This is a genomic window from Bradyrhizobium sp. LCT2 (assembly GCF_009931255.1).
In the GTDB taxonomy this organism is placed as follows: Bacteria; Pseudomonadota; Alphaproteobacteria; order Rhizobiales; family Xanthobacteraceae; genus Bradyrhizobium; species Bradyrhizobium diazoefficiens.
The window spans coordinates 9,387,213-9,411,308 of record NZ_CP034432.1 but is presented as its reverse complement, the minus strand read 5'-3'; the positions used below and the strand labels follow the sequence as shown (position 1 = coordinate 9,411,308).

Genomic DNA, 24,096 nt, shown 5'->3' with positions numbered 1-24,096 from the left:
GTTAGTTTGAGTTTGTTTCCCGGGCAAGAGCTTCAGCGGCTTCTTTGAGCCGATAGCTGCGTCCGTCGAACTCAAGCAGATGGCAATGATGCATAAGGCGATCGAGGATCGTCGTGCTCATAGTGTTGTCCCCAAGGTATGCCCCCCAATCCTGCACGACGCGATTGGAGGTGACGATGACGCTGCGGCGCAGTTTGTAGCGCTGATGGATCAGGGTCTGCAGCAAAGTGCCGGCGTCGTCGGGGATGGCGCGTGCGAGGAATAGATCGTCCAGCACGAGGAGATCGCAGTCGATGATGGTTCGCAGCCGGACCTCGCGTTGTGCCGGAGAGTTCAGGGCGTAGCGGTGGAAGAAGTCGTCGGTCTCAAGATACTGGACCTTGTGGCTTTGCAGGATCGCCTGATAGGCAATCGCCTTGGCGATGTGCGACTTCCCGGTGCCAGGTTTGCCGACAAGCAGAGCGTTCTCGCCAGCGGCAATGAACGCCAGGGTGTGGAGCTGGAAGCAGGTCTGACGTGGCAGTTTGGGATTGAAGGACCAGTCGAACTCGGCGAGCGTCAGCTTTTCGTCGAGCCCGGATTGCTGGTATCGCCGCTCGATAAGACGGGACTGACGACGGTCCAGTTCATCCTGCAGGATAAGGGAGAAGGTCTCGAGGAAGGGCTGGTTGGCGCCCTGCGCCTGGAGCACGCGCGTCTGCAGCGTGTCGCGGACACCCGACAGGCGCAGCTGTCGTAGGCAACGCTCAATTTCCGGCATGGTCATCATGTGGCTAGGTCTCCAGTTTAAGGTGAGAAGGTGCAGCGGGAGCGCTCGTGGCGCCGGAGCTGGCCGGGGTTGCGCAGGCGACACGAGCGCGGATTGCCGTGGCGTGATCGTCGTGAGCCTCGGCCTGCCGACCATTATCGTCGGCGTCGCGCCGCACAGCGCGGCTGAAGAGGTCGCCGTATTCCGCGGGGGTACGGATCAGCGGATGATCCTGGGTGAGCGGCGATGCCGGCTGTGGCGTCACTCCAACCTGCTCAATCGCCTGTTCGAACAACCGCTCGACGGTCGCACGCACGTGCTTGTAGCGGTAGATGCGGTTGTCGATGGCGTGCGCGCAGGCCTGCTCGACCAGCCGCGCCGGATACTTCCGGCCCAGCCCGACAATGCCCCACATCGCGCGCTGTCCGGGGCGCCCCTCGGTGTCGAACACTTGCTGGCATAGCGCCCTGGTCTGCGGCCCGATGCGCTCGGCGCTCGCCAGCAGCACGGCGGTTTGCCGCGACGGATTGAACGGCCGTTCGCTGGTCGGCAGGACAACAGAACCGGGGTGCGTCATCCGGGAATGAACACGCAGCAGCGCACGGGTGTGGCGATCACGGATCTCGATCGTGGAGGCGTAGATCCGCACCACGACCTGACTGCCGATCGGCGCGGGCCGCGCGGCGTAATAGCTGTTGTCGACGCGTACGGTGGTGTCGTCGCAGACAGTCCGGACGACTTCGGTGAAGATGCGGAAGGGAGCGACAGGCAGCGGCCGCAGGTGCGGCTTCTCTTCCTGGAACATCGCCTCGACCTGACGGCGCGTGCTGCCGTGGATGCGCTTGGAGGCCCAATTCTCCTCCCAGTGCCTCAGGAACTCGTTCTGGGCTTCCAGTGTCTCGAAGCGCCGTCCGGCCAGCGCGGTGCCCTGGGTATGTTGAATCGCACTCTCGACGCAGCCTTTCCGATTGGGATCGGCCACCCGCGCGGGATCGGCGACCACGGCGTAATGAGCCAGCATCGCGCTGTAAATCGGGTTGAGCTCGGGCTCGTACAAATCCGGCTTGAGGACGCCTTCCTTCAGATTGTCGAGCACGACATAGCTGGGGACCCCGCCAAAATACCGGAACGCCTCTTCGTGGAGCTGCGCCCAGACGTGTTGGCTGGACTTCCAGACCACCCGCCGGAAGCTGCGCCGCGAGTAGCGCAGCGTCATCACAAACAGGCGGGGACGGCGGTACCGGCCGCTCCTGGGATCAATCGTCAGAGCGCCCTCGCCATAGTCGACCTGGGCCTCCTCGCCAGGCAGGAACTCAAGTCGATCAAACTGCTCGGGATCGCTGTGTCGCAACGTGCGCACAAACCGCTTGACGCTCTGATAGCTGGACGGAAAGCCAAATCGATCGACCAGGTCCTGGTAAATCGCCTGCGCATTCCGCTTCAGGCGGACCTGTTCTTCGATCCATGCCCGATGCGGTTCGCAGGCCGAGCGGGCCAGGCTGCAGGCGGCTGTCGCTTCCGACACCCCAAAAGCCGGTGGTCGGGGTGGGGGAATTTGGTCGTCCGCGCTCACCGTGCCGGTGGTCACTTCCCCGGGGGAATTTGCCTCCGCACCAGCCCGCAGCGCCCGGTAACGCCGGATCGTCTTGCGATCGACCCCCGTCAGCCTGTGGATCTCGCGCTGGCTGGCGTTGCGATCAAGTAATGTAAATACCGTGCTTTGCAGATGTCGCTTCAAGACGTTCAACTCCCCGGCCCCTTGCTGGCTAAAGGGGTCGAACATAAACGTCCTGCCTGACCGGCTACTGCTGTTCAGCGGCGCTGACGGCGATCATCAGGTGGGGGAGTTTCAAGTGACCATACCCGGGGGATTTTGACCGACCCACGGGGTCCAGCGACCTTCGACGAGTTTGGCGAAAACGGCGCGGTCGATGCCCCGCGGGGTGCGCAGATCGACGTCCTCGACGCAAGCAGTCTGGCGCAGTGCGGCGATCTTGAGGCGCGTGGTGAGCCGCCTGGTGTCGCGTTCGGCGGCTTCGCGGTCGACCAACAGGCCGATGCGATCTTCGAACGGCAGGGCTTCGAGATCGGGCGATCGGCGCTGCTCCTCGAAGGCCTTGGCCATTCCGGTCAGGCCAAGCTCGATCAGCCGTTCGTGGGTTGGGTGGTTAAGCATGCCGGGTCTCTCCTTGCTTCAGTGGAAGTAGTCGCGTCCGCGGATGTTGCCGTGGCGCAGGGGCTGGTGCTCGAAAGATTCGTCGAAGAACGTGCGATCGAGGCCGTTCTGGAGGATCGATCTAATCGAGGCGACGGAGCGCGCCTTGATGAGGATGCCCCTCCGGCAGGCTGCGTCGAGGCGTTCGGCGCCGTAGCTTTTGACGAGCGCCAGAATGCCAAGGCAGGTTCGAAAGCCTTGTTCTGGATGGGGCCGGGCGTCGATCACGGCCTGGAAAAACGCTGCTGTCGAAGGACCGATCCGCTCGCCGGCGGCGATCACCGCGGCGGGGGTCCATTTGCCGTAGCGGCGATGGGCGCTGGGCATGTGGTCGGCGATGGTGGTGTGTCCGCGTCGGTTGGGCGCGCGGGCATGGCTGGCGATCCGCTGGCCCTTGTGGAAGATCTCGACCGTCCGATCGTCGATACGGGCATCGACCAGCTCGCCAATCAGACGATACGGCGCGGAGTACCAATGGCCGTCGACCTCGACATGATAATCGGGAGCGAGGCGGCAGCGCTTCCAGCGTGCGAAGGCATAAGGCTGATCTGGCAGCGGGGTTAGCTTGGGTTTGTCGAGTTCGGCAAACAGTTCGGCGCGGCTTGAGCCGAAGCCACGCATTTGACGAGCATTGAGTTCGTCGACGAGTGTCTTGATGGCGGCGTTGAGCTCGGCCCGGGAAAAGAAGCGCTGATTGCGCAGCCGGGCCAGAATCCAGCGCTGGGCGATTTGCACCGCGACCTCGACCTTCGCCTTGTCTTTTGGGCGCCGCGGCCGTGCGGCGAGAATGGCCGTGCCGTAATGGCTCGCCATCTCGGCATAAGTGCGATTGAGGCCGGGATCGTAGCGGTCGGGGTTGCTGACGGCGGCTTTGAGGTTGTCGCAGACCACGAACGTCGGCGTTCCGCTCAAAAACGTGAACAAGTTGACGTGGGCCCGGATCCAGTCGGCCAAGCTCTCGCTGGGGCAGGCCTCGGCGTAGGTGTAGTTCGAAGCGCCCATCGCCGCGACGAACAGCTTCATCGGCTGCACTTCCCCGGTCAGGGGATCGACGATGTCGATGGTGTCGCCGGCGAAATCCACGAACACCTTCTCGCCGCCCAGATGAATCTGCCGCATCGAAGGTCGGACCCGCCCCTTCCAGGCCTCGGAGGTAGTGCAGAACCACGTGTACCCGAAACCGTCGGGATTAACGGCGCGATACTCCTCCCAGAGCAGGCGACGGGTTACGTTGCGCCGGCGGAGCTCTTTATCGATGTAGCTCCAGTCGGGCACCGGCCGCTGCGGGCTCTGAGACGCTGGTCGTGGGGCCGGGAAAAGCAAAAGCTCCAGGTCTTCATCGGTCATTCCCTCCGGAAGCGGCCAGCTCAACCCAGCAGAGCGGGCGCGGCTCAGGTAGCTGTGCACAACGCCGTTGCTGACGCCCACGCTCCGCGCGATGGCCCGCTCTGGCAGGCCTTGAAAATGTTTTAACCGAAGGACTTCCTTGATCCGGCGCATCGACAATCTCTGGGTAGGCATTGGACTTCCTCGTTAACCACGAGGTCATCCCTAAGCCGGTTGAGTTGTCGGCCGAAGCGCTGCAAGGCTCCGAAAGCCTTGCTCACGATCCCGCGAAATCGTTGCTCACGATCGTCTGAAATCTCTGCTCACGATCCCCTGAAATCCGCGCTCACGATCCCGCGAAACGCGCACCTATCCGCGGGAGACGCAGGAGATGGTGTTCGACGCCCACGACCGGGCGTTCGCGCTGTTCAAGGGCACCTGCACCCGCGGCATCTACGACAACATGAAGACCGCCGTAGAGACGATCTTCGTCGGTAAAGGGCGTCTCTACAATCGCCGCTTCCTGCAGATGTGCAGCCACTATCTGGTCGATCCGGTCGCCTGCACGCCAGCGTCGGGCTGGGAGAAGGGGCAGGTCGAGAACCAGGTCGGGCTGGTCAGGGAACGCTTCTTCACGCCGCGGCTGCGGTTCAAAAACCTCGACGAGTTAAACGCCTGGCTGCTCGACAAATGCATCGCCTACGCCAAGGTTCATCGCCATCCGGAGCTGGTCGATCAGACGATCTGGGAAGTGTTCGAAGCCGAACGCCCCAAACTCGTTCCCTATGCCGGCCGCTTCGACGGCTTCCATGCGGTGACAGCATCGGTCTCGAAGACCTGCCTGGTGCGCTTCGACAACAACAAGTACTCGGTCGCAGCCAGCGCAGTCGGACGACCGGTCGAGGTTCAAGCCTATGCCGATCGCATCGTGATCCGTCAGGATGGACGGCATCGTTGCCGAGCACCCGCGATCCTTTGGCCGCGGCGTTACCGTCTACGACCCCTGGCATTATGTGCCGGTGCTCGCCCGCAAACCCGGCGCCTTGCGCAACGGTGCTCCCTTCAAAGACTGGGTGCTGCCAGCCGCGATCGAGCGGATCCGGCGCAAGCTTGCCAGCACCGACGACGGCAATCGGCAGATGGTCGACATCCTCAACGCGGTGCTGACTGACGGTCTGCCCGCGGTGGAAGCGGCCTGTGCCGAAGCGCTCAGTCACAGCGTCCATTCGGCCGATGTCGTTCTCAATATCCTGGCCCGTCAACGTGAACCCGCCCCACCGGCCAACATCATGACGCCGGCCGCACTGACGCTCCGTCATGCACCGATCGCCGATTGTGCCCGCTACGACAACCTCCGGAGGACCATCTGATGGAACGAACCCAAATCTTCGACCTCATGGGCGAACTCAAGCTCTACGGCATGAAGGCTGCCTTCGACGAGATCATGGCAACTGCCGTCAAGCGCCAGCACGAACCTCAGCGCATTGTCGGCGACCTGCTCAACGCCGAGATCAACGAGAAGCAAGCCAGGTCGATCAAATACCAGCTCACCATTGCCAAGCTGCCGCTTGCCAAGGATATCGCCGACTTCCAGTTCGACGGAACGCCGATCAACCAGACGCTCGTCAATGATCTCGCTGGCGGCGGCTTCATCGCTCAGCAGCGCAACGTCGTCCTGGTCGGCGGTACTGGAACCGGCAAGACCCATCTTGCCATAGCCATCGCAAGAAGCTGCATCCGCAGCGGCGCCCGCGGCCGCTTCTACAATGTGGTCGACCTCGTCAACCGCCTCGAGGCCGAGACCCGCAGCGGACGTCAGGGCCGGCTCGCCGAGCACCTAACCCGGATGGACTTCATCGTGCTGGACGAACTCGGCTATCTGCCCTTCGCCCAGTCCGGTGGCCAGCTTCTGTTCCACCTCGTCAGCCGGCTCTACGAGCGCGCCTCCGTGATCGTCACGACCAACCTTGCCTTCGGCGAGTGGCCTAGTGTGTTCGGCGACGCCAAGATGACCACCGCGCTGCTCGACCGGCTGACTCACCACTGCGACATCGTCGAGACCGGCAACGACAGCTGGCGATTCAAAAGCCGAGACGACGATCAAATCACCCGCGCTCGTCTCGCCTCCGCTATCCCGACCAGCTCCGACGAGACGAGCGCTACCAGCAGAACGCGCCGATCAAAGGGGGTCCTTTTGGATGCCGATCGGGGGTCCCAGTCCAATGCCGATTGACACCCCGTGGTGAGGCAGAGCGTCGATCGCGCTCGAGTTCGCGAACGTCCCAAGCCAGTCGTCTCGTACCCGGAATGACCCGCGGCTTGGGCATGCTTCCCGCCGTCACGAGAAGGTCAAACGTGTTCGGGCTAACCGAGGCATATGCTGCGGAGGCCTCACGATCGATTAGGCGCGGCGGCAGAGTTGGCGGCAATGCAGCTTGACGTGCCACTACCGCTTCTCCCCATCCTCCATTTCGAGAGCGACTGCCCCAACTCGGAGATCGGCTGCTTTTAATGGCGGCATTCCGCCGCTTCGCGGCGCTGACGACAGAAAGAGCATTGCGGTCATCATGCCAATGATGTGCAAACAGGTGTGTAATATGAATGGCCCTCTGGGGCTATCTAGCTGATTTTATTGTATTATTTTTCTTTAAATGGCGCTCCCTAGCGGAATGTAACCACAGGTAATGATGAGATTTCCTATTATATTTCAATATGTTAAAATCTTGCCGTTTCGACGTGTATCTACGCGGTGTATCTACTTTTTGGGTCGGTAGCCGACTCGGCTACCGAACTAACGAGTCGATGAGGGGCGGTAGAGCGCAAACCCATAACTATACAACTTGTAACAAAACTTGATTTGACTTTTCGTATTGCGGTTGAGGTCCCGTTCTGCTATGTACCACTCAAGGCGACGTTGCGCGATTCGAGGGCGCGCCCGTGACTGCCTGACGGACACCTTGTCCGTCATCGGCTCATAGCCGAGGTAATGCAGCCGCTCAGCGGCAACGCTAACCGAAAATTCCCACACCCATGACCACTTTAAATGCGTCTGCGGTTACCGCTGATCGCCTTGACGCGGCCCTCGACCTCATCGCCGAGGTGATGGTGCTGCACGACCGGCCGGGCTTCGCGCCCTACGTCGAACGCCTGGAGCGGGAGCTTGCCGCTATGCAGTCGAAGGATGACGTGATGACACGCGCGCGGCGGCGGCTTGCTGCCCGCGGCGCAAACGATAACGGCAAGTCCAAGGTAGCTGCGTGAACAACAGCCCCGCGTCGCCCGCCAAATATCTGCAGCGCGACCTTTAGTGTCACGCCCGAAAAATCTCACTACTCATCACACACTACGAACGGAGGAATTGTGTGCAGCCACAACTCAATTTCCACCACAACTTCAGAGAGCCGGTCAAGATCCCCGGCTCGTTCAACCTGTATTACGATCCGGTTCAGGTCGACCGGCAACTGACTAAGCTTCTGATCGAGGGAGACCCGGAATATGAAAATCCTCGCCACTCATTCGCCGCTCGGTGCTGACGTTGCCCTTGCGGACGTCGAAGTCTGCGAAGGGGTGAAGTTGTTCGGCGTGCGCATTGTGCGTGCGGCCGATGGATCGCATCGAGCTTACGCGCGCGGGGCTGCGCTTTCGCCCGCGATGGTCGAATCAATTTCATCTCTCGTTTTAGAGGGCGATTGCCAACATGCGGGCCACGCTTAAGCGCATTATCCACCTTCGTCGCAGCCTTATTGCTTACGGATACCGTCCCGTCGCGTGTAGTGGCAAAGCCGCTGTCATGGGTAACTGGCAGCGCTCGCGGTGGTCCGCTGCGCAAATGGAAGGCATCGCTCGCAACTATCCGGACGCCACAAATACGGGTCTGCTCTGCGGCGAACTTGTGGGGCTTGATGTCGACACGCCGGACGCTGAGACTGCCGACGCTATCCGCGCGATGGTGATGGCGTTGCCGGGGTCGGACAGAGCGCCGTATCGGATGGGCAAGGCACCGAAGACCCTGTTCGCATTCCGCGCCACCGAGCCTCGCGAGAAGCGCGCAACAGGCGCCTACCTGATCAACGGCGCCAAGTGTCAGGTCGAGGCGTTTGGTGAACGCACGCAATTCGTGGCGTTCGGAACGCATCCCGATACGGGCCGACCTTACGAATGGTTCAACGGTTCGCCGGCCGAAACACCGTTGGCCGAGCTTCCGGAAATCACACCAGAGGCGATCGACGAATTGTTGGCTCGGGCGGAGGCGTACTTCGCCGAGCGCGGGACGCTGATTAAGCCAGCCAGCAAAGCCAGTGACCGCGGCCCGGTGGTAGTCGATAGTGACCACCCGTGGGCTGACATCAACGCCGCGCGTTGGCTAGCCTCGATGCATGGGTGCCGGAGCTTGGACTCGAAGATCTGCGCAAGTACCAGGGCGGCTTCCACGCTGTTGCATCCTTCCGCCCCTCGATCAACTCGAAGGTGAAGAAGCGAGGCCGCGCGCTGAATATCCAGCCCAGTGGTATTGTCGATTATTCGGCTGGAAACGCCGGCTACTCGCCGATCAACATGGTTTCAGTCAGCCTCAGCATGTCCGCGTCAGAGGCCGCCGAGTGGCTGCGTAAACGAGTTGGCGGCGGCGATGACACCAAGCCAGTCAGCGTTGCTCGTCTTCTTACTCAACCCGCCAGGCGTGCCGCAGCGCGTCGATCAACATCAACTTTGTCCTGAAGGGCGATTGCTGAATGCAAAATGCAATTAAAACCGACGCGTCCAATTCAACCGTTGAAGCCCGCGATGAGGAGCCTGTCGCAGCCAACGACAACAAACCCGCATCTAATCCCGGCACTTCGGTAACCGAGGATAGTGTTGCGTATATATATTCGCGAGCACCTATCGAGACACGCTGCGCTTCTGCCACTCCACTGGCGCGTGGTTTGAATGGGATGGTTCGTACTGGCGCAGGAACGAAGTCGGCCTTGCGGCTCACCATGTTAGGGTGATGGCCCGCGATATGTCACAGGGCCTGTCTCCGAAGGCGCTCGCGACTATACGAAAGCGTTCATTCGCTTCAGGAGTCGAGGGGTTCGCTCGCAATGACCCAACCTTCGCCGTCACGATCGAGGCTTGGGACCGCGACCCGTTTCTGCTCGGAACGCCAGACGGCACCGTTGATCTGCGTACAGGGAAAATGCGCGCTGCCGACCCTGCAGATGGCATTACCAAACTAACGTCCACCGCGCCGTCTGCCCAGGCAGACTGTCCACTTTGGTTGCGATTTCTTCAAGACGCGACTGGCGGCGACGGTGAAATGATCCGCTTTCTGCAGCAGTGGTGCGGCTACTGCCTTACGGGCGACACGCGCGAACATGCACTTGTCTTTGTGCATGGCGACGGCGGTAATGGGAAATCGGTTTTTCTCAACACCACTAGCTATATTCTGCACGATTATGCGACTACGGCGTCAATGGACACGTTCGTTGCCAGCCGCAGTGACAGACACCCGACAGACTTGGCGATGTTGCGCGGTGCGCGTCTAGTCAGCGCCAGCGAGACAGAGGAGGGCAGGGCTTGGGCCGAGTCGCGAATAAAACAGATGACGGGCGGCGATGCGATTTCAGCGCGCTTTATGAGGCAGGACTTCTTTACGTTCCAGCCGCAATTCAAACTGTTTGTGGTTGGAAACCACCAGCCAGCACTGCATAGCGTCGACGCCGCAGCCCGGCGGCGATTCAACATCGTGCCGTTCACGCGAAAGCCGACGAAGCCGGATCGTGAACTTGAAGCAAAGCTTCGCGGTGAGGCGCCCGCCATTCTGCGGTGGATGGTTGATGGGTGCCGGGACTGGCAGCGCAATGGTTTGGTGCGACCTGCATCTATTGTTGAGGCGACCGAAACGTATTTTGCCGAGCAAGACACGTTCGGCCAGTGGCTGAAGGATGCTTGCCGAGTTGAGCCGGACAATCGTAGCATCTCAGACTTCGTCGCGGATCTGTTCAAATCGTGGACCGATTATGCTGAAGCATCTGGCGAGCGCCCCGGAAGCCAGAAGGGATTTGTCCAGTCGCTGACCAAGAGTGGCTTCAAGAAGGGGCAAAGGGTACGCGGCGGACAACTCTATATCGGACTGCAACTGCTTAGGCAGGCCGAGAAAGAACCTAGCGTGCGCGATTGAGCACGGATCGCGCACGGGAAAACGAAATGATTTCAATGGTCGGTGCTACGTGTGCGACATGTGCGCGATTTTTCCATTATAGGCGCTTCGCGCGCGCGTGTAGAGAGTCATACGTGAAAATCACGCACATCGCGCACACCGCGCACGGCGGCGGGGTCTAGCTGATCTCTCCCGCCGTTCACATAGGGACCCGCGCCCCCAGGAAAACTTCTCCGAGTGCAAAATGAAAACCAAAACATGGGGCGGGGATATAGCAAATCCCTTGGATCCCGCGAGCCGCCCGAACCAGTGGCCGAGTTACGTATAACTTTTTTTGATTGTTTGATTATTCGATCGGCACGCAGATGCCGACGCACAAGACCGCAGAAGCGGTCAGGTACGCTCGTCACGAGAGACAACCAATGCAACACGCAAACGACAACGACCAACCCATAGCAGCCGACCATGTTACCGAGGTCCGCCCGCGCCCTGGCGAGCTGAACCGCATTCTACACCGCCGCTTCCCCGGTATGGGGCCGGCCCATGGCTGGCAATTGGATGCGGCGGCGAGGGCGACGTTTAATGCGGATATGTCCAAGTGGTTTGGTTTGGACGGGCGATGGCATTCAACTGCCGAGCAATATCGCCAGAGCAAAGGCAAGCGCCGCACCAAACAGGCGGCCACCCCCAACAAGCCCGGCAAGCCCGCCAGGCCAGAGCTACTGGATTGGCAGCAGGACGTGGGCGCACCGTACTCCAGGTGGTCGCATGCAGTTGCGGAGGGCGCTGAATTTCTTGCGGGCCGCACCGCCCCGGCGACAAGCGGCATTCGGCTCATGCAATTCGGTGCCGTTGAGGACGCCATGATCCGGGCAATCGACGCCAAGCGATTCCTGACGCAGGTGGCCAATGATAATGAGCCCGACATTCGCAGGAACAGGCCGCGCCGGAGGAAAATCGCGCTGGCGGCTTAAAATCCAGTTTTCGCCATAGTTGGGAACGTATCACCTTGAAGACCACGATTTGTGGTCTGACGTGACGTGCACTCGGCGCGCTGGCCACCACCCGGCGTCGCCACTTTTTCCCGGCCCTGAGCCGCGAAGCCGCCGCATGCGGCGTTTTATTTAACCCTCCAATCGCAATTTCCAATCCTGAAAGGAGAGCGGCCCCAATGGCCACTTGGAATCACGTGCTCGACGCGATCGAGCGTCATCTTGATTTCCCGCGCTCGCGAAGCACCGGAATCGCCAGGCGTTTGCAGGAAGCCGGAATCTTGCCTTCCGGCGCACCGGGCGTTGCGCCTGAGCTAGAGGAGGACAATGTTCTCGACCTCGTTGTTGCGCTCGCCTCTGACACCGAGTTGCACACCGCTGTTGACGCGGTCCGCGCCTACCACGCGATGACACCCGGTAGTGTCAACCTGGATGGGGCCCCGCAGTCGATTCCCAACGCGCCGATCGCTGTTGCGATTTTGGTCGAGGACGCACGCACTGGCGTCGCGGAGGCGCGAAAATCTCAGGTTGCCGTATCCTGCAATTGGAGAGCCGTCGCGATTCACAAACCTGATGGGTCGGTCAGTCGCTTCAGTCAGCCGGGCGCTCATTGCGCTCACTGGCAATCCAATGGCCATCACAAGTCAGTCACCATCAACGTCGCCGCTGTGGCCGATATCATTGATGCATTGTTTGGAAAGGTTGTTGCCTAATGGCTCCGTTGAAGACGAAGACCACCGACGAATTCCGCGTCCCCAGCCTCGCGGAGGCCGACAGCTCGTACGCCGACCTGATCGCGAAACGCGTGGAATTGGAGCAGAGAGACTCTAAGCTCAACAGCGAGCGCTCGAAACTGCGCGGTAAGATCGAGGCGGGCAGGGCGGCTTTTGGGAAACATATCTCGCCCGGCGTGGCCGCGCTGCTTGGTGACGATCCTACTGACAGCATTGCCGATCTGTCGCGGCAGCTCCGCGAAGTCACCACGGAGATAGCAAACATCGAGTCAGCGCGGGAGGTCCTGCATAGGCGCACAGACGAAGCGCGGAACGTAGCCTCCAAGCTCGTGTGCTTCACCGTGATGCCAGAGTACCAGCGCCGTTTGGGTGCGGTATGTGAGGCCGCTCGCGCGTTGGAAGCAGCCCGAGAAAAGCACGACGCGCTGCTGGACGATCTGGAGCGCGAGGATGTGCGCCTCGGTTATCTGCGGCCAGTGCGCGCGCACTTCTTGGGCGATCGGCGCGAAGGCCGCGCTTTTTACTTTTTGAAGGAAGTGAAGGAGGCGGGCCACAATGTCTAAGGGATCCGAACGCACTTCCGATGTGGCCGACCGAAAGCCAGTTCGGCGCCGTGTAAAGATGCCTGGCGAAAGCCGACACTCCGAGTGCTCGGACTCACCAGCCGTGATTGCGCGCAAGTTGATGCAAGCGAAACGCGAGAAACGATTGCGGGTGACGCAACGCAATGGCTGAAACCATCTCAGGATTCGCGATTTCCTGGAATCGGCCGGCCATCATCGCGGGGCTCTTCGAGGAACGCTTCGCGCGCGGCGCATTCGACAAGCACATCGCGCAAAATCCAGACGTCGCCGCGCTTTGGAGTCATGATGTCAGCAGGCCTCTGGGGCGCATCAGCAACGGCACCCTCAAACTACGTTCGGATAACGTCGGACTCTACTACTCGTTAGAGCCGAATCCTGATGCGCCTTTAGGGCAGGAGGCCTTGGCACTGTCAACGAGGTGAGCGTGTCGTTTACTCCAGTTGTCGAGGAGTGGGACGACGGTGGCGACATTCCGAAGCGCCTCATCACCGAGGCCAAACTTTTCGAGATCAGCTTGGTCCTGTGGGGAGCCTACGGCAAGGACACCTCAGCTCAGATCAGTCGAGCATCCAGCAACAACCAGGCAGCACGACGGCGCGTTGAAGCGAAGATGCGGGCCCGCGGCATCCTTTAAGCGCAGGGGGAGGGGTGGGTCAGATCCCTCCCACTGCCGCCACTAGCTACCGGCGGCCCCCCATTTCACGCGCATCTGCAATTCGGACCCCCAGGGGCAAAATGCCACGACCAAGAAAGCCGGCCGCCAAGGCGCTGGTTGAAGGCCGGCACATCATCAATGCTGGCCGCTATAAACGCAACGATCCAACCGGTGCCGAAATCGGCGCTCCACCCACTTGGCTAAACGAGCAACAGGCCAATGCATGGCGTGAATTCGCCAGCGAGTTGCCATGGCTCAATGCATCTCACCGTTGTCTTGTCTCCATCGCATCAGTCTTGCGCGCTCGCCTGCAAAGCGGCGCGGAGATGGGTACAAAATCGCTCAGCCTACTGAGGCTGTGCCTAAGCAGTATGGGCGCGACACCGGCCGATGCGAGCAAGATCAGTTGGGCGCCGGCAGAGGAGGCGGACGATTTACTTGACTAAAACTCACGGACACTCCGGCAGAGCTAGTGGGTTATCGTTGTAGTAGCCGTCAGCGTGAGTTCGAACATATTTTCTGTTCGGGCCGCTAACGACGCCAACGTCCGCGCGCTTACCGCCGACCAACGTAAAAAATGTATTGGTCCCGTTCTCGATCGATCGAATGACCTCCGATCTCGGCCACACCAACCACACGCCTCCGAATGCGACATACTGGCAATTGCTGGCGTCGAAGGGGGATGCTGGCGCCACGGGCTCAACCGGTGCTGCGGGGGCCAACGCCCCCACGTATGGCGGCACTTCGACCACGTCGCTCGCTATCGGCACCGGATCCAAAGCGTTCACCACGCAGGCCGGCCTCGCCTATCAGAATGGCGCTCGCGTGCGGGCTAGCTCGGCGGCGAACACGGCGAATTGGATGGAAGGCCTCGTCACCTACAGCGGCACGACGCTGACCATGACGTCCGACAAGACCGGCGGCAGCGGCACGCTCGCGGACTGGAACTTCAACGTGGTGGGCCAGCCTGGGGCTGGTGATCTGTCGAGCGCCAACAATCTGTCGGACGTGGCGAGTGCTCAAACGTCACGTGGCAATCTCGGGGTTCTGTCTCCGCCGCAAGGTCGCCTGACCCTGGTGAGCGCAACGCCCGTGATGACGACGACGCAGAGCGCCAAAACGACGCTGTACTATGCGCTCTACAACGGCAATCAGGTGCCAATCTATGACGGCACCAAACTCACGATGACGACATTTGCCGAGTTGTCGATCGCGACGACCGACATCACCAAGAACCCCGCGGCGATCGGCGCCAGCAAGGTCAATGACTGGTTTGTCTGGAACGACAGCGGTACGCTGCGGCTGCCTCACGGTCCCGACTGGACAAGCGACACGGTGCGCTCGGCTGGAACGGCGTTGGGCCAGGTCAATGGTATCTGGCTCAACAATCAAGCCATCACCAATGGGCCGGCAGCGGGGCGCGGAGGCACCACGCGCAGCAATGCATCGTCGCAACTTGATTGGATTCTTGGCGGTTCGGGGTCTGGCGGTGTGGCTGGGTACCTCGGCGTGTGGAATGCCTATAACCGCGTGACGGCATCCGCAGCGGCGATCGATAGCGGCCTCGCATACACCTATTCCAGCGCGACCGTGAGGCAGGCGAGAGCGTCCGCAGGCAATCAGGTGTCGGCTGTATTCGGGCTGACCGAAGATGCGACGCAGATTTCGTATGCATCACGCATTGGTCTGGTCGCGAACTCAGCAGCCGCGGTTTCCGGTATTGGCGTGGATGCGACCAACGTTTTCATTGGTCAGGGGGGTCTTGCAGGCGGACGAATACTACTCAGGTCGGTGGAGCAGCCGCGTACGCGGCTCCGCCACTATTGGGTTTGCACGTGTTCTCAGCCAACGAACAGGGCGATGGCACCAACGCCAACAACATCAACGTGGCAGGTCAGAACGCGCTTAGCGTCCTGGCGAGGATGTAAGATCGGTGCCACCCGTATGGCCTGCGGACGCGCGTCGCGACAAGCCATTCTTTTGTCGGAGTCGCGCACTACTTTTCATTTTTGAAAAATGGAGAAGTAAGGTGGCAATTGGGACAGTGAAGTGGTTCAACCCAACAAAGGGGTATGGGTTCATTCAACCGGATTCCGGCGGCAATGACGTCTTTGTCCACATCTCCGCGGTTGAGAAGGCTGGTTTTACTTCGCTCGCAGAGGGCGCAAAAGTCAGCTTCGACATCGTGAAAAATCGCGGAAAGGAGTCGGCGGAAAATCTACGAATCGAGTGATGCACCACCCATTGTGTTGCTCAACAGAAAGGCCGCAGTGGTACGCCGCTGCGGGCGGCCGAGGAGATCGATCGGAATCGGCCGATGGATAAGGCGCTATTGTTCGCGTGGGCGTGCGCTCTAATCCTCTTGGTACTGTTCGTCGCGCTGTACCTTCCTTGGTAGTAAGTTGCCGATGGCGACTCGCCACGGCGCTGCCTGCGATCCGAGACTGATTGCCAAGTCACCGCCCACAATCCTGGTAGTTGCTCTAGGGCATTCGTCCGGAGGATACGTTGCCCGGTCAGCTTCTCCCTCCCTTGAGGCTGACCGGGCGAAGTTAGTGGCGCGCGCGATAGGGACAGCGCTTTATCGGTCCACCCCAAAGCACCGAGTCACGTGGCCGCTAACGTTCCCGCTGTTTAGGTCGCGCGGCTGCCACCGTGAGCCCGGTGTGATCCTTGAGGCTATCGATTACCTTGAGCGCGGCTTCGAGTTCATCTCGAAGACGCTTCGTAATCCGCAGAATGCCGCTCGCGAGCTCCTCGCGGCTGATTTCTGCACCGTGAGCAACTTTTTCTTCGAGGTCGCGTATAGCTTCGTCGATCTTGTGCAGCGAGAATGTGCTAGGCATCATCCGGCTCCGTCCTGATTAAGGGGCCGGCATCCGCCGACCCGCAGCGTAAAAATGCGTCCGCTACACGGTTTAGTAAAGCGGGTGGTGTTGCGGGAAAATCTGTCCCCATCTCGCGTCTGAGCGCCTCGAATTCGGATAAGGTCGAAAGAGGGCAATCCGCCACCGCGTCCATTTTTGAGCAGATAACTTCAACCCGGGATCGCCAATCGGCCAGCTGTTCTTCAGTTCGCTGTGGCGCGTACGTGTCTTCTGCCGGTGTATGGCTTGGCCTACGGACGTAGTCCGTGAATGCTTGGATTGCCGCTACCACTTCGGTCCTAGGCACGGCGGTTACTCCTATGAGCGGAGCCAGCTCGAACATTTGCAGGCCGAGCACTTTAATATGGCGTGCACGCGGGGGCGCGACAACCCACCGGTGCTGGTAGGTGCTTCCAGTTCTTCTCAGCGATACTCCTTGGTGGCACCAGGGGGGAATTTTGGGCCCCTCGGGAGCAAAGGTGGCCAGCCCTGCCAATCCAAGGGGCGAAGGCTGGCCACCATCGCTTGCGACGTCACCACACAGGGTAGCTACAGGCCAATGGATGCACATATTCGAGCAGTAAATCACGTCCCTGCGGTCCCAAGCGCTTGCGGTGTTTGCAGCCAATCAGGCCAGCGCGGCCGATCAGTCTTTGAGCCAAGCAGATCGCCAAGTCGCGACGTTTAATGCCGAGGAGGCTCAGGCAGTGCTAGGCATACTCGACAGCTTGAAACCCAACCTCGGGCCGAAGGAGGTGCGGAAGATCGCTGCACGCATACGCGCTCTTCTAGGAGAGCCGCGTGTGTGCCAACCGGTTCGGGTGGCATGCCTGTGAGACTTTCGCCAGCGCGCCCGCGCTGCTTGCGGTGTGCGGGTTAGTCATAAAAGGCACTGGGTGCGCTCGCGATAGCTGACGAAAGGGTGACGGACTGTCTTGCTTCAATTACGACCGACAGGCTGCCAGGACTCCAAGTCAGTCTCCGAAAGAGAGACCCCAGCACGGGCAGCATGCTGGGGCGAGACGTTGGGCTGACGTGAGCCAGAAATCGAGCCACGACTCGATCATTATGACCGTGTAAATGTAGAGCAGCATCACGCACCGCTCAAAATCGCAGCGCATGACGGTAATCGGCGGTAGGATCTTCGTTCGCGCTTTGAGGTGCAATCCGAGCACACGCGAGAAAACGGCAGTTGCCAATCGCGCATAAGAAAATCTCACGTCCTTAAAAACGACCAAGTTACTATCGCAACCAAAGGCTGTCCACCGGAAAGAGACAGCTTCGCTCTCCGTAAATGTCCGGTGGTTGGCTAGGTGCGAGAGGTTTTACATCAAGCGACGTAAGGAGATTTGGGAGCAGGTGCAGGCAGAAATGGCCGTTGGAGAAAGTGCGAGAATTTCTCGCACTTTACCGAAGCCGAAACGGGCCGAGGGAATAAACAATTCGCATCTGCAGCAGGCCATCTCCACTGGCGCCGGTGCGGCGAGTCTCCGCGCCGTAGCCGATTGGAACGAGCGCAAATCGTTTGACGAGCGCCGCCGCGCTGGCGGCCCTGAAGCTCCGTGTCGGGATGCGCAGGGCGGCCGGAAGGAAAAAGCGTCAGCTCGCGGAAGGTGGGGGTCTTAGCCGTGGAAGCCGTCGCTAGTGGGGGTCACGGACACTCAGCCAGTGAAAGAAGATTGTCTGGCTGAACGCCGCGTGGGGATTCATCCTGTCGGTCTTATTGATGCAGCGAACGCGTGCGAGTTTAACCACAGGGCTCTCTCCTTCGTGTGCAAAGGCTGGGTGACCAGTTTAGCGTTCAGTGGCGGCCCAGGCAGCCCGACCAATCCTGGTAGGTGCCTGGGAGGCTTTTCGCCGATACAACGCGAGGGCCCCCCGCGGGTTTGATGCCCCCCCTCGGGGGCGGGGCGGTCAGTTTTGCAGCTCAAGGCGGTAAGGCTGACCACGGAAGTTAGTGGCGCGCGCGATAGGGACAGCGCTTCTTCGGTATGGAGGCGCCGAGTCACGTGGCCGCTAACTTCACCGCGGCGCGGGTGTGGCAGGGACAGCGTCGTTTCGCATGTTTCGCGACGCCGAGTCGCCCCCGCGCCCCAGGACTGTTGGGCTCAAAAGGCCGATGAGCGCCGCGAGGAACGATTCTACTGGATATGCGCGCGCATTACGCTAATTGATTTGGCCACATTTCCCCACTTAGGATTTGTGGCCGTCATCTGCATTTTTCTGATTCAGATAGTCGCACTTGCCGCCCTGGCCAGAAAATATGCTGATGAGAACATCGCGATAGCGATCGACAAAATCATCGCATCGATTTGCGACAGGTTCGGGTGGAAGTAGGGCGGCGAGATCCTATCCGTAAAAGCCAATCAAAAAACGGATAGCAAAAAACGCCCCTGCGACTACGGCTGCCGTGATGGCTATCGCGAAACCAACCCTAAAGCTTTCGCTCATCAGTTCCCCCTAGCATTACAGTTGCATCTTTCTGAAGATTCTGAATCCATGGGCGACCATGATTCGGGATCTGATGATTGGTGGTGCGTCGGTTGAGGATACGCTGACGCTGTGGGCTTCGTCGTTGCGAGATGCCAAGCAACGGATCCGTCCGCTGTTTACGCAGGAGCGGGTCGCGGCCTCGGCGGGGCGGTTTCTCGACGGACTGTTGGGCAACGAGCCGCGCAAGACCGGTTGGATGCGGGCGGAAGCGGCCGGCGATCCAGGGCCGTGGCGCCAGCAGGCGATCCTGGGCCGGGGGCAGTGGGACGCCGATGCGCTGCGCGACATTGTGCGTGAGTACGCCCTGGAAACGCTCGGCGATGAGGGTGCGGTTCTGGTCATCGATGAGACCGGCTTTTTGAAACAGGGCAAGGCCTCGTGCGGGGTCGCACGCCAGTACACCGGCTCGGCGGGCAAGATCACCAATTGCCAGATCGGAGTGTTCGCCTGCTATGTGTCGCGGCATGGCCATGCCTTCATCGACCGGGCGCTCTATCTGCCAAAGGAATGGACGGACGACCCCGCTCGCCTGAAGGCAGCGCATGTCCCGAGCGATGTGGGCTTTGCGACGAAGCCCAAGATGGCGCGTCGAGTGATCGCTCGCGCGATCGCCGCAAGGGTGCCGTTCTCGTTCGTGGCGGCGGACAGCGTGTATGGCACGGGTGAGATCGAAACCCTGCTGCGCAAGGCGGGCAAAGGCTATGTTCTCGGTGTTGCTTCCAATCACGTGTTCCGTTCCTGGGGCAAGCCGCAGCCTGTCGCCGGCACCGCCTCCGCGATCGCGCAGAGCCTTCCCAAGAAGGCCTGGCGCCGCCTGCCGTCCGGCGAAGGGACCAAAGGTCCGCGCTGGCACGACTGGGCCTATCTTGAGCTGGCCGATCTTGACGCCAGTGAAAACAACGACGCCCTTACCGGGGAATGGACGCGGGGTCTTCTGATCCGCCGCAACATTGCCGACGGCAGCTTGGCGTTCTTCTCCACATGGTGCCCCAAGGGCACCTCCATGCAGAAGCTAGTGTCGGTGGAAGGCCATCGCTGGGCCATCGAGGACAGCTTCGAAACCACCAAGAACGAGCTCGGCCTTGATCACAACGAAACCCGCTCCTGGCATGGCTGGCATCGCCATGCCTCACTCGTCATGCTTGCCTTCGCCATGATGGCCGTCATCCGCCATCGGGCCAACACTGGGCCATTGCTCAAAAAAACGCGACCGCGGCCTCGACCGAGGCATCGTCCTTGATCCGCTGGTCGATCCAGGAAATCCGCCGCGTCGCCATGAAGCTTGCCCAGCGGCGCATCTCGCACGCCCACATCCTCGCATGGTCGTCCTGGCGCAGGGCTCATCAGGCCAACGCGCGCAAAGCCCATCTCAGGCAAAAATTGCAACTGTAATGCTAGGCCGCAGGCACATCCCCCTCCGAAATTGCGTCTGCGGCCTCCGCTGCGACGGTCCGCAATCATGCCGGTCACTGCGGTAGGTGTGCGACTACAAATTCTTGTAGTTGACCAGTTCGTGTTCTCTGGGCTCGAATTGCTGTCGAGCGGACCCTACGCCAGTCGCGAGCCCAATCGCCGGATGGATTGTAGCCATGACGAATGAACCGGATGATCTCATCGGACGTATTGCTGAGATCGAACTAATTGCTGAGATCGAACTAACCCGTCTTATTCGCAAGAGGGCGCCTGAGAGGCTGGCGAGCGTGGTGTAAAGCGCTGATGCGGCGTAGGATTCGGTTGCGAAGCCACCCCATCACCTTCAACCGCGAACGCCACGCCCGCCATGACCGATGATACGATTTCAGACCACTATCGAGAAGCAAGAATTCAACACAAATAAAACCTCTGCCTCGCGCTCGATCTCTTCATGCTTGATAGTCTCGTTTCGGAGGCTGATCACCTACCGCGTCTAATAGGCCGCTCGCGCCGGTTTCTTTGGACGCGGCACGACCGCGACTCCACGTTTCGGCACAGAAATGATCGGGAGTCACTCAATCTTTCTTCAACTTAACCCGTCTTATTCGTAAGAGTGCGCCTGAGGGGTAAAGCGCTGATGCGGCGTAGGATTCGGTTGCGAAGCCACCCCATCACCTCCAACCGCGAACGCCACGCCCGCCATGACCGACGATACGATTGCGCCCTTCTCGTTTCCAGCCGTTCACGCCAAGAAAGTCACAGCTGCCTTCGATGGTGGGCGCCTAACCTCGAACGGGGGCGTGATGCTTCTGGCGATGGCCGAGCGGCGTCTCGGTTTGGCCGACAATCTGGCCCGGGTGTTCCCGGATCGGCGCGATCCGACGCGGGTCGTGCACAGCCTGGTCGATATGTTCCGCGCGCGCATGTTCGCGATCTGCTGCGGCTACGAGGACGCCGACGACCTCGATCATCTGAGGTCCGATCCGGCATTCAAACTGGCCTGCGGTCGCCTACCGGACACGGGCCGGGATTTGTGTTCCCAGCCGACGCTGTCGCGGCTGGAGAATGCTCCGCGCCTGCGCGACGTGATCCGGCTGACCTACACTTTGGTCGACGCATGGATGGATAGCTACCCGCGCGAGCCGGCATCCGTCACGCTCGACATCGATGATACCTGCGACGTCGTCCACGGCCATCAGCAGCTCTCGCTGTTCAACGCTCATTATGACGAACGCTGCTTCCTGCCGATCCACGTCTACGACACGGAGAAGAGCCGGCCCGTGGCCGTCGTGCTGCGGCCCGGCAAGACGCCGGGCGGCGTCGAGGTGCGTGCCCATCTGCGCCGCCTGGTACGGCATATCCGGACGCGATGGCACAACACGCAAATTACGTTCCGTGGCGACGGGCACTATGCCCGGCCGGAGGCAATGGCGTGGTGCGAGACCAACGGCATCGACTACATCTTCGGTCTGTCCGGCACCAAGCCTCTCGCCAGAAAAGTCGACGAGGTCGCCGACGACATCCGCACCCGACGCGCCATCGAGAACCTGCCGGTTCTGCGTGGCTATACCGAGACGCGCCACAAGGCAAAGTCCTGGGATCGCGAACGGCGCACTGTCGCCCGTATTGAGGCGACGATGCTCGGCCTCGACATCCGCTTCGTCGTCACCAGCCTCGATGTCGGCTCGGCCGAGTGGATCTACGACAGCCTGTATTGCGCGCGCGGCCAAGCCGAGAATCTGATCAAGCTGCATAAGACGCAGCTCGCCTCCGATCGCACCAGCTGCCGTTCGGCGCTCGCCAACCAGGTCCGTCTCGTGCTCCATACGGCCGCTTATTGGCTGATGCTGACCGTACGCGACGCCATTCCCAAAGCCCGGGAATTGGCCGCTGCCGAGTTCGCGACGCTGCGTCTTCGGCTCTTGAAAATCGCCGCCCGTGTCGTCGAGACCACGAGCCGCATTCGCCTTGCGTTTGCCGCGGCATGTCCCGAAGCCGACCTGATCTGCGGCTTGCCCGGCGCGCTGCTGCCGCTCGGTCCTTGACCGGCGGGGCGTCCGCCCCCGTTCGCCCAACCCATCCCTCAAGCGCGTTGCAAAGTACCGGTCGTCAGGCGGCGAAAAGCCGAAGGCAATCCTGTGCGCCTCGTCAGACAAGATGTGCGGCCGCATCAATCGGGCCCAAAAGCCGCACTCTCACGAATAGGACGGGCTAAATGAATCGGCGGCGATCTGTGTTGAGCAGATGGACGACGAAATCACGCTCGTCATTGCAAGCATTGTCGGCGTTCACTTCCAAGTGACAGTGGAGCAGGCGCTTGAGTTGTCGCGGGCCTTAGCTGTAGCTGCGGAGAATGCGGAAAAATTCCGTAAGTCAGCCAAGACGTAGCGGCTACTTCTTAATCGAGTGCTCTTGCATAAACCGCGCGGCCCTAACGCGCGCTCGCTCCATCATGTCTTCCTTCGCTTTCGCAGTGGCAAGCTCTGATTCAAGCCGCTCGAAGATCGCGAGATAGACTTCACCGCCTTGTGGCGACTGATCCATTAGGATCGCAAGACAATCCAAGCAACGCTCCAGTGTATCGACCGTGATTGGTTCGTCACTGCGGATCGCGAACCGTTTGGTCATCATTCGCCTACGCTGTCCGCGTCAATAGGGAGCTTGCTCCGCTCCCACTCCAATAACTCGGATAGAAGCCAGAACCTGGTGCGGCCACCGAGGCGCGTCGACGGTTGCGGAAAGGCCGCATCGCGCATGCGCCGGAATAGCCAAGTGTTCGATACGCTGCCGTAGCGCTCGCGAACTTGCTTGGCGTTGAGATACTGATCTGTCGCGAGGGCGTTGAGATCAACGGTCGACACGGGCGCCACCGAATCGTTGCTGCCGCCGCACGCTGGAATGGGAGTGTGGCTTTACAATAGGGCAGCACCCACATCCCTGTGGACGCGCCGAAGCGCCCCGATAGGTGTGGGCAGCTAGGCCTTCGGTTTCGCCAGCCTCACACCAGGGCCGCCATCGATCGATTGACCATCTGCCAGGAAGATGGCGCCGGCAGATTCGAGGGCGGCGCGGATGGCGGCTATCGAATGACCCGGTGCCGTCGCGTCGGTCTCAACCCTCGTCACGGTGTTTCTGTGCACACCCGATTTCTCCGCAAGGTCTCGAACGGTCCAGTTCAACAAACCGCGCGCCGCCCTAATTTGTGCACTTGTCACCATGGTTAATTCCTGTATAGTGCATTTGTCACCATAGCGGTGATAGATGCACAATAAAGGAACCCGCCCAATGCTGCAAGCCGCCTCATTTCCGTCCGCTGAACGACCCACCACCCTTTCGCAGTTTCTCTACACCCATCGCCGATTGACCGACCTGGCCCGTGGGCCGCTTCCCAGCGAGATCGTTGAGGAGATGACCCACACCGCATGCGGAATTGCGGAGAGGATCCTTGAGGCGCCCGCCGCAGACTGGCGGGATCTGAGCAAGAAAGCCCTGCTGCTGCTCGACGAATTGCCCTACGAGCAGGAGTGGCTCGATCGTATCTGTGAGAGCCTCCAGGAGGACATCGCGCGCCTGTCGCTGGCGGAGTCGGTGGACGGCCGGACGTTCAATACGCTGAAGGAGGCGGAAGACCGCCTGTCCGACATCGGATTTAGCCTTGTGCCTGACCGCTGCGACTGGCGCAATGCCGCTGGTGATGACGCGGGTTGCTACGCTGTGGAGGGTGGTGGATACAGCGTCAAGATCGGGGCGGTCGAATCGGCGGCGCGCGTCTGCCGTGGTGCCGGGTCATTCGCGCAGGCGGCCGAATAGCCGGAAGCGGATCAAGGAAAACGGGCCCATACGATGTACAGGCCCGTTTTCGACTCTGGGCGCCGGATGCGCCGGCCCGTAAATGAAGCGGATTTTCAACCCTCCAATCATACACCCATC

At 60.7% G+C, this 24,096-nt stretch carries 23 protein-coding genes and 4 pseudogenes; 18 read left to right on the top strand and 9 right to left on the bottom strand.

Annotation, left to right across the window (positions count from 1 at the left end; genetic code table 11):
- Position 1: 1 nt before the first annotated feature.
- The 4 genes and pseudogenes from istB (EI171_RS44415) to istA (EI171_RS44400) form a co-directional block, all read right to left on the bottom strand.
- Positions 2-769 (bottom strand): IS21-like element IS1631 family helper ATPase IstB, encoded by a 768-nt coding sequence (gene istB / locus EI171_RS44415; RefSeq protein ID WP_038952109.1) that lies wholly within the window; start codon positions 767-769, stop codon positions 2-4.
- Between the two features lie 4 nt (positions 770-773).
- A complete protein-coding gene (gene istA, locus EI171_RS44410) occupies positions 774-2,531 on the bottom strand; it encodes an IS21 family transposase (protein WP_161532270.1) in 1,758 nt (585 codons plus the stop codon).
- A gap of 108 nt (positions 2,532-2,639) precedes the next feature.
- Positions 2,640-2,924: pseudogene (istB, locus tag EI171_RS44405) on the bottom strand (IS21-like element ISFK1 family helper ATPase IstB); the annotation flags it as partial.
- Between the two features lie 18 nt (positions 2,925-2,942).
- Positions 2,943-4,484 (bottom strand): IS21-like element ISFK1 family transposase, encoded by a 1,542-nt coding sequence (gene istA / locus EI171_RS44400; RefSeq protein ID WP_161536876.1) that lies wholly within the window; start codon positions 4,482-4,484, stop codon positions 2,943-2,945.
- 169 nt (positions 4,485-4,653) lie between these two features.
- Here istA (EI171_RS44400) and EI171_RS44395 point away from each other — a divergent pair.
- The 11 genes and pseudogenes from EI171_RS44395 to EI171_RS44340 all read left to right on the top strand — a co-directional run.
- Positions 4,654-5,650 (top strand): annotated as a pseudogene (locus EI171_RS44395) (transposase); the annotation flags it as partial.
- Between the two features lie 8 nt (positions 5,651-5,658).
- Positions 5,659-6,522 carry an IS21-like element helper ATPase IstB gene (istB, locus tag EI171_RS44390; protein WP_161536875.1) on the top strand — a complete coding sequence of 288 codons (864 nt, stop codon included), beginning with the start codon at positions 5,659-5,661 and terminating at the stop codon, positions 6,520-6,522.
- 797 nt (positions 6,523-7,319) lie between these two features.
- Positions 7,320-7,550: a hypothetical protein gene (locus tag EI171_RS45230; protein WP_202633237.1), complete on the top strand. Its 231-nt coding sequence runs from the start codon at positions 7,320-7,322 to the stop codon at positions 7,548-7,550.
- A 234-nt stretch (positions 7,551-7,784) separates the two neighbouring features.
- Complete coding sequence (locus EI171_RS44385; protein ID WP_129964954.1) at positions 7,785-8,003, top strand: hypothetical protein; 219 nt, start codon at positions 7,785-7,787, stop codon at positions 8,001-8,003.
- Entirely contained in the window at positions 7,987-8,760 is a 774-nt protein-coding gene (locus tag EI171_RS44380; protein ID WP_246740416.1) for a bifunctional DNA primase/polymerase, read from the top strand. The genes EI171_RS44385 and EI171_RS44380 overlap by 17 nt, the downstream gene beginning before the upstream one ends.
- 259 nt (positions 8,761-9,019) lie before the next feature.
- Positions 9,020-10,449, top strand: a pseudogene (locus EI171_RS44370) (phage/plasmid primase, P4 family).
- A gap of 401 nt (positions 10,450-10,850) precedes the next feature.
- Complete coding sequence (locus EI171_RS44365; RefSeq protein ID WP_014498619.1) at positions 10,851-11,402, top strand: hypothetical protein; 552 nt, start codon at positions 10,851-10,853, stop codon at positions 11,400-11,402.
- Positions 11,403-11,599: 197 nt separating this feature from the next.
- Positions 11,600-12,133 carry a hypothetical protein gene (locus EI171_RS44360; RefSeq protein ID WP_161536873.1) on the top strand — a complete coding sequence of 178 codons (534 nt, stop codon included), beginning with the start codon at positions 11,600-11,602 and terminating at the stop codon, positions 12,131-12,133.
- Positions 12,133-12,717 (top strand): hypothetical protein, encoded by a 585-nt coding sequence (locus EI171_RS44355; RefSeq protein WP_161536872.1) that lies wholly within the window; start codon positions 12,133-12,135, stop codon positions 12,715-12,717. Before EI171_RS44360 ends, EI171_RS44355 begins: the two co-directional genes overlap by 1 nt.
- A 164-nt stretch (positions 12,718-12,881) precedes the next feature.
- Positions 12,882-13,372: pseudogene (locus tag EI171_RS46345) on the top strand (HK97 family phage prohead protease).
- Positions 13,373-13,473: 101 nt separating this feature from the next.
- On the top strand, positions 13,474-13,839 hold the full coding sequence (locus EI171_RS44340; RefSeq protein ID WP_014498622.1) for a hypothetical protein: 366 nt from the start codon (positions 13,474-13,476) through the stop codon (positions 13,837-13,839).
- Between the two features lie 3 nt (positions 13,840-13,842).
- On the opposite strand, the gene EI171_RS44335 is transcribed toward EI171_RS44340, so the two are convergent.
- Positions 13,843-14,022 carry a DUF3892 domain-containing protein gene (locus EI171_RS44335; RefSeq protein WP_161537193.1) on the bottom strand — a complete coding sequence of 60 codons (180 nt, stop codon included), beginning with the start codon at positions 14,020-14,022 and terminating at the stop codon, positions 13,843-13,845.
- Between EI171_RS44335 and EI171_RS44330 the strand changes: the two genes are divergently transcribed.
- Both EI171_RS44330 and EI171_RS44325 read left to right on the top strand, forming a co-directional pair.
- Positions 14,000-15,406, top strand: a complete 1,407-nt coding sequence (locus tag EI171_RS44330) for a hypothetical protein (protein WP_202633081.1) — start codon at positions 14,000-14,002, stop codon at positions 15,404-15,406. The two genes, EI171_RS44335 and EI171_RS44330, sit on opposite strands and share 23 nt — an antisense overlap.
- Before the next feature lie 16 nt (positions 15,407-15,422).
- Positions 15,423-15,626 carry a cold-shock protein gene (locus EI171_RS44325; protein WP_011090960.1) on the top strand — a complete coding sequence of 68 codons (204 nt, stop codon included), beginning with the start codon at positions 15,423-15,425 and terminating at the stop codon, positions 15,624-15,626.
- Positions 15,627-16,011: 385 nt separating this feature from the next.
- Here EI171_RS44325 and EI171_RS44320 read toward each other — a convergent pair whose 3' ends face one another.
- Positions 16,012-16,239, bottom strand: a complete 228-nt coding sequence (locus EI171_RS44320) for a hypothetical protein (protein WP_223153796.1) — start codon at positions 16,237-16,239, stop codon at positions 16,012-16,014.
- A gap of 2,530 nt (positions 16,240-18,769) precedes the next feature.
- On the opposite strand from EI171_RS44320, the gene EI171_RS44315 reads away from it, so the two are divergent.
- The 4 genes from EI171_RS44315 to EI171_RS45220 all read left to right on the top strand — a co-directional run bounded on the left by EI171_RS44315 (position 18,770) and on the right by EI171_RS45220 (position 22,554).
- A complete protein-coding gene (locus tag EI171_RS44315; RefSeq protein ID WP_161536869.1) occupies positions 18,770-19,993 on the top strand; it encodes an IS701 family transposase in 1,224 nt (407 codons plus the stop codon).
- Complete coding sequence (locus EI171_RS45225) at positions 19,990-20,145, top strand: hypothetical protein (protein WP_202633080.1); 156 nt, start codon at positions 19,990-19,992, stop codon at positions 20,143-20,145. The genes EI171_RS44315 and EI171_RS45225 overlap by 4 nt, the downstream gene beginning before the upstream one ends.
- Before the next feature lie 722 nt (positions 20,146-20,867).
- Positions 20,868-22,211: an IS1380-like element ISBdi2 family transposase gene (locus tag EI171_RS44310; RefSeq protein WP_161532339.1), complete on the top strand. Its 1,344-nt coding sequence runs from the start codon at positions 20,868-20,870 to the stop codon at positions 22,209-22,211.
- A gap of 199 nt (positions 22,212-22,410) precedes the next feature.
- Positions 22,411-22,554, top strand: a complete 144-nt coding sequence (locus tag EI171_RS45220; RefSeq protein WP_196238411.1) for a hypothetical protein — start codon at positions 22,411-22,413, stop codon at positions 22,552-22,554.
- A gap of 3 nt (positions 22,555-22,557) precedes the next feature.
- Here EI171_RS45220 and EI171_RS44305 read toward each other — a convergent pair whose 3' ends face one another.
- From EI171_RS44305 to EI171_RS44295, 3 genes are all read right to left on the bottom strand, one after another.
- Positions 22,558-22,797: a hypothetical protein gene (locus EI171_RS44305; protein WP_161536868.1), complete on the bottom strand. Its 240-nt coding sequence runs from the start codon at positions 22,795-22,797 to the stop codon at positions 22,558-22,560.
- On the bottom strand, positions 22,794-23,027 hold the full coding sequence (locus EI171_RS44300; RefSeq protein ID WP_223153795.1) for an AlpA family transcriptional regulator: 234 nt from the start codon (positions 23,025-23,027) through the stop codon (positions 22,794-22,796). The genes EI171_RS44305 and EI171_RS44300 overlap by 4 nt, the downstream gene beginning before the upstream one ends.
- 114 nt (positions 23,028-23,141) lie before the next feature.
- Entirely contained in the window at positions 23,142-23,384 is a 243-nt protein-coding gene (locus EI171_RS44295) for a helix-turn-helix domain-containing protein (protein WP_011090956.1), read from the bottom strand.
- A gap of 67 nt (positions 23,385-23,451) precedes the next feature.
- Here EI171_RS44295 and EI171_RS46340 point away from each other — a divergent pair, with 67 nt between their 5' ends.
- A complete protein-coding gene (locus tag EI171_RS46340; RefSeq protein ID WP_246740415.1) occupies positions 23,452-23,976 on the top strand; it encodes a hypothetical protein in 525 nt (174 codons plus the stop codon).
- Positions 23,977-24,096: the final 120 nt, after the last annotated feature.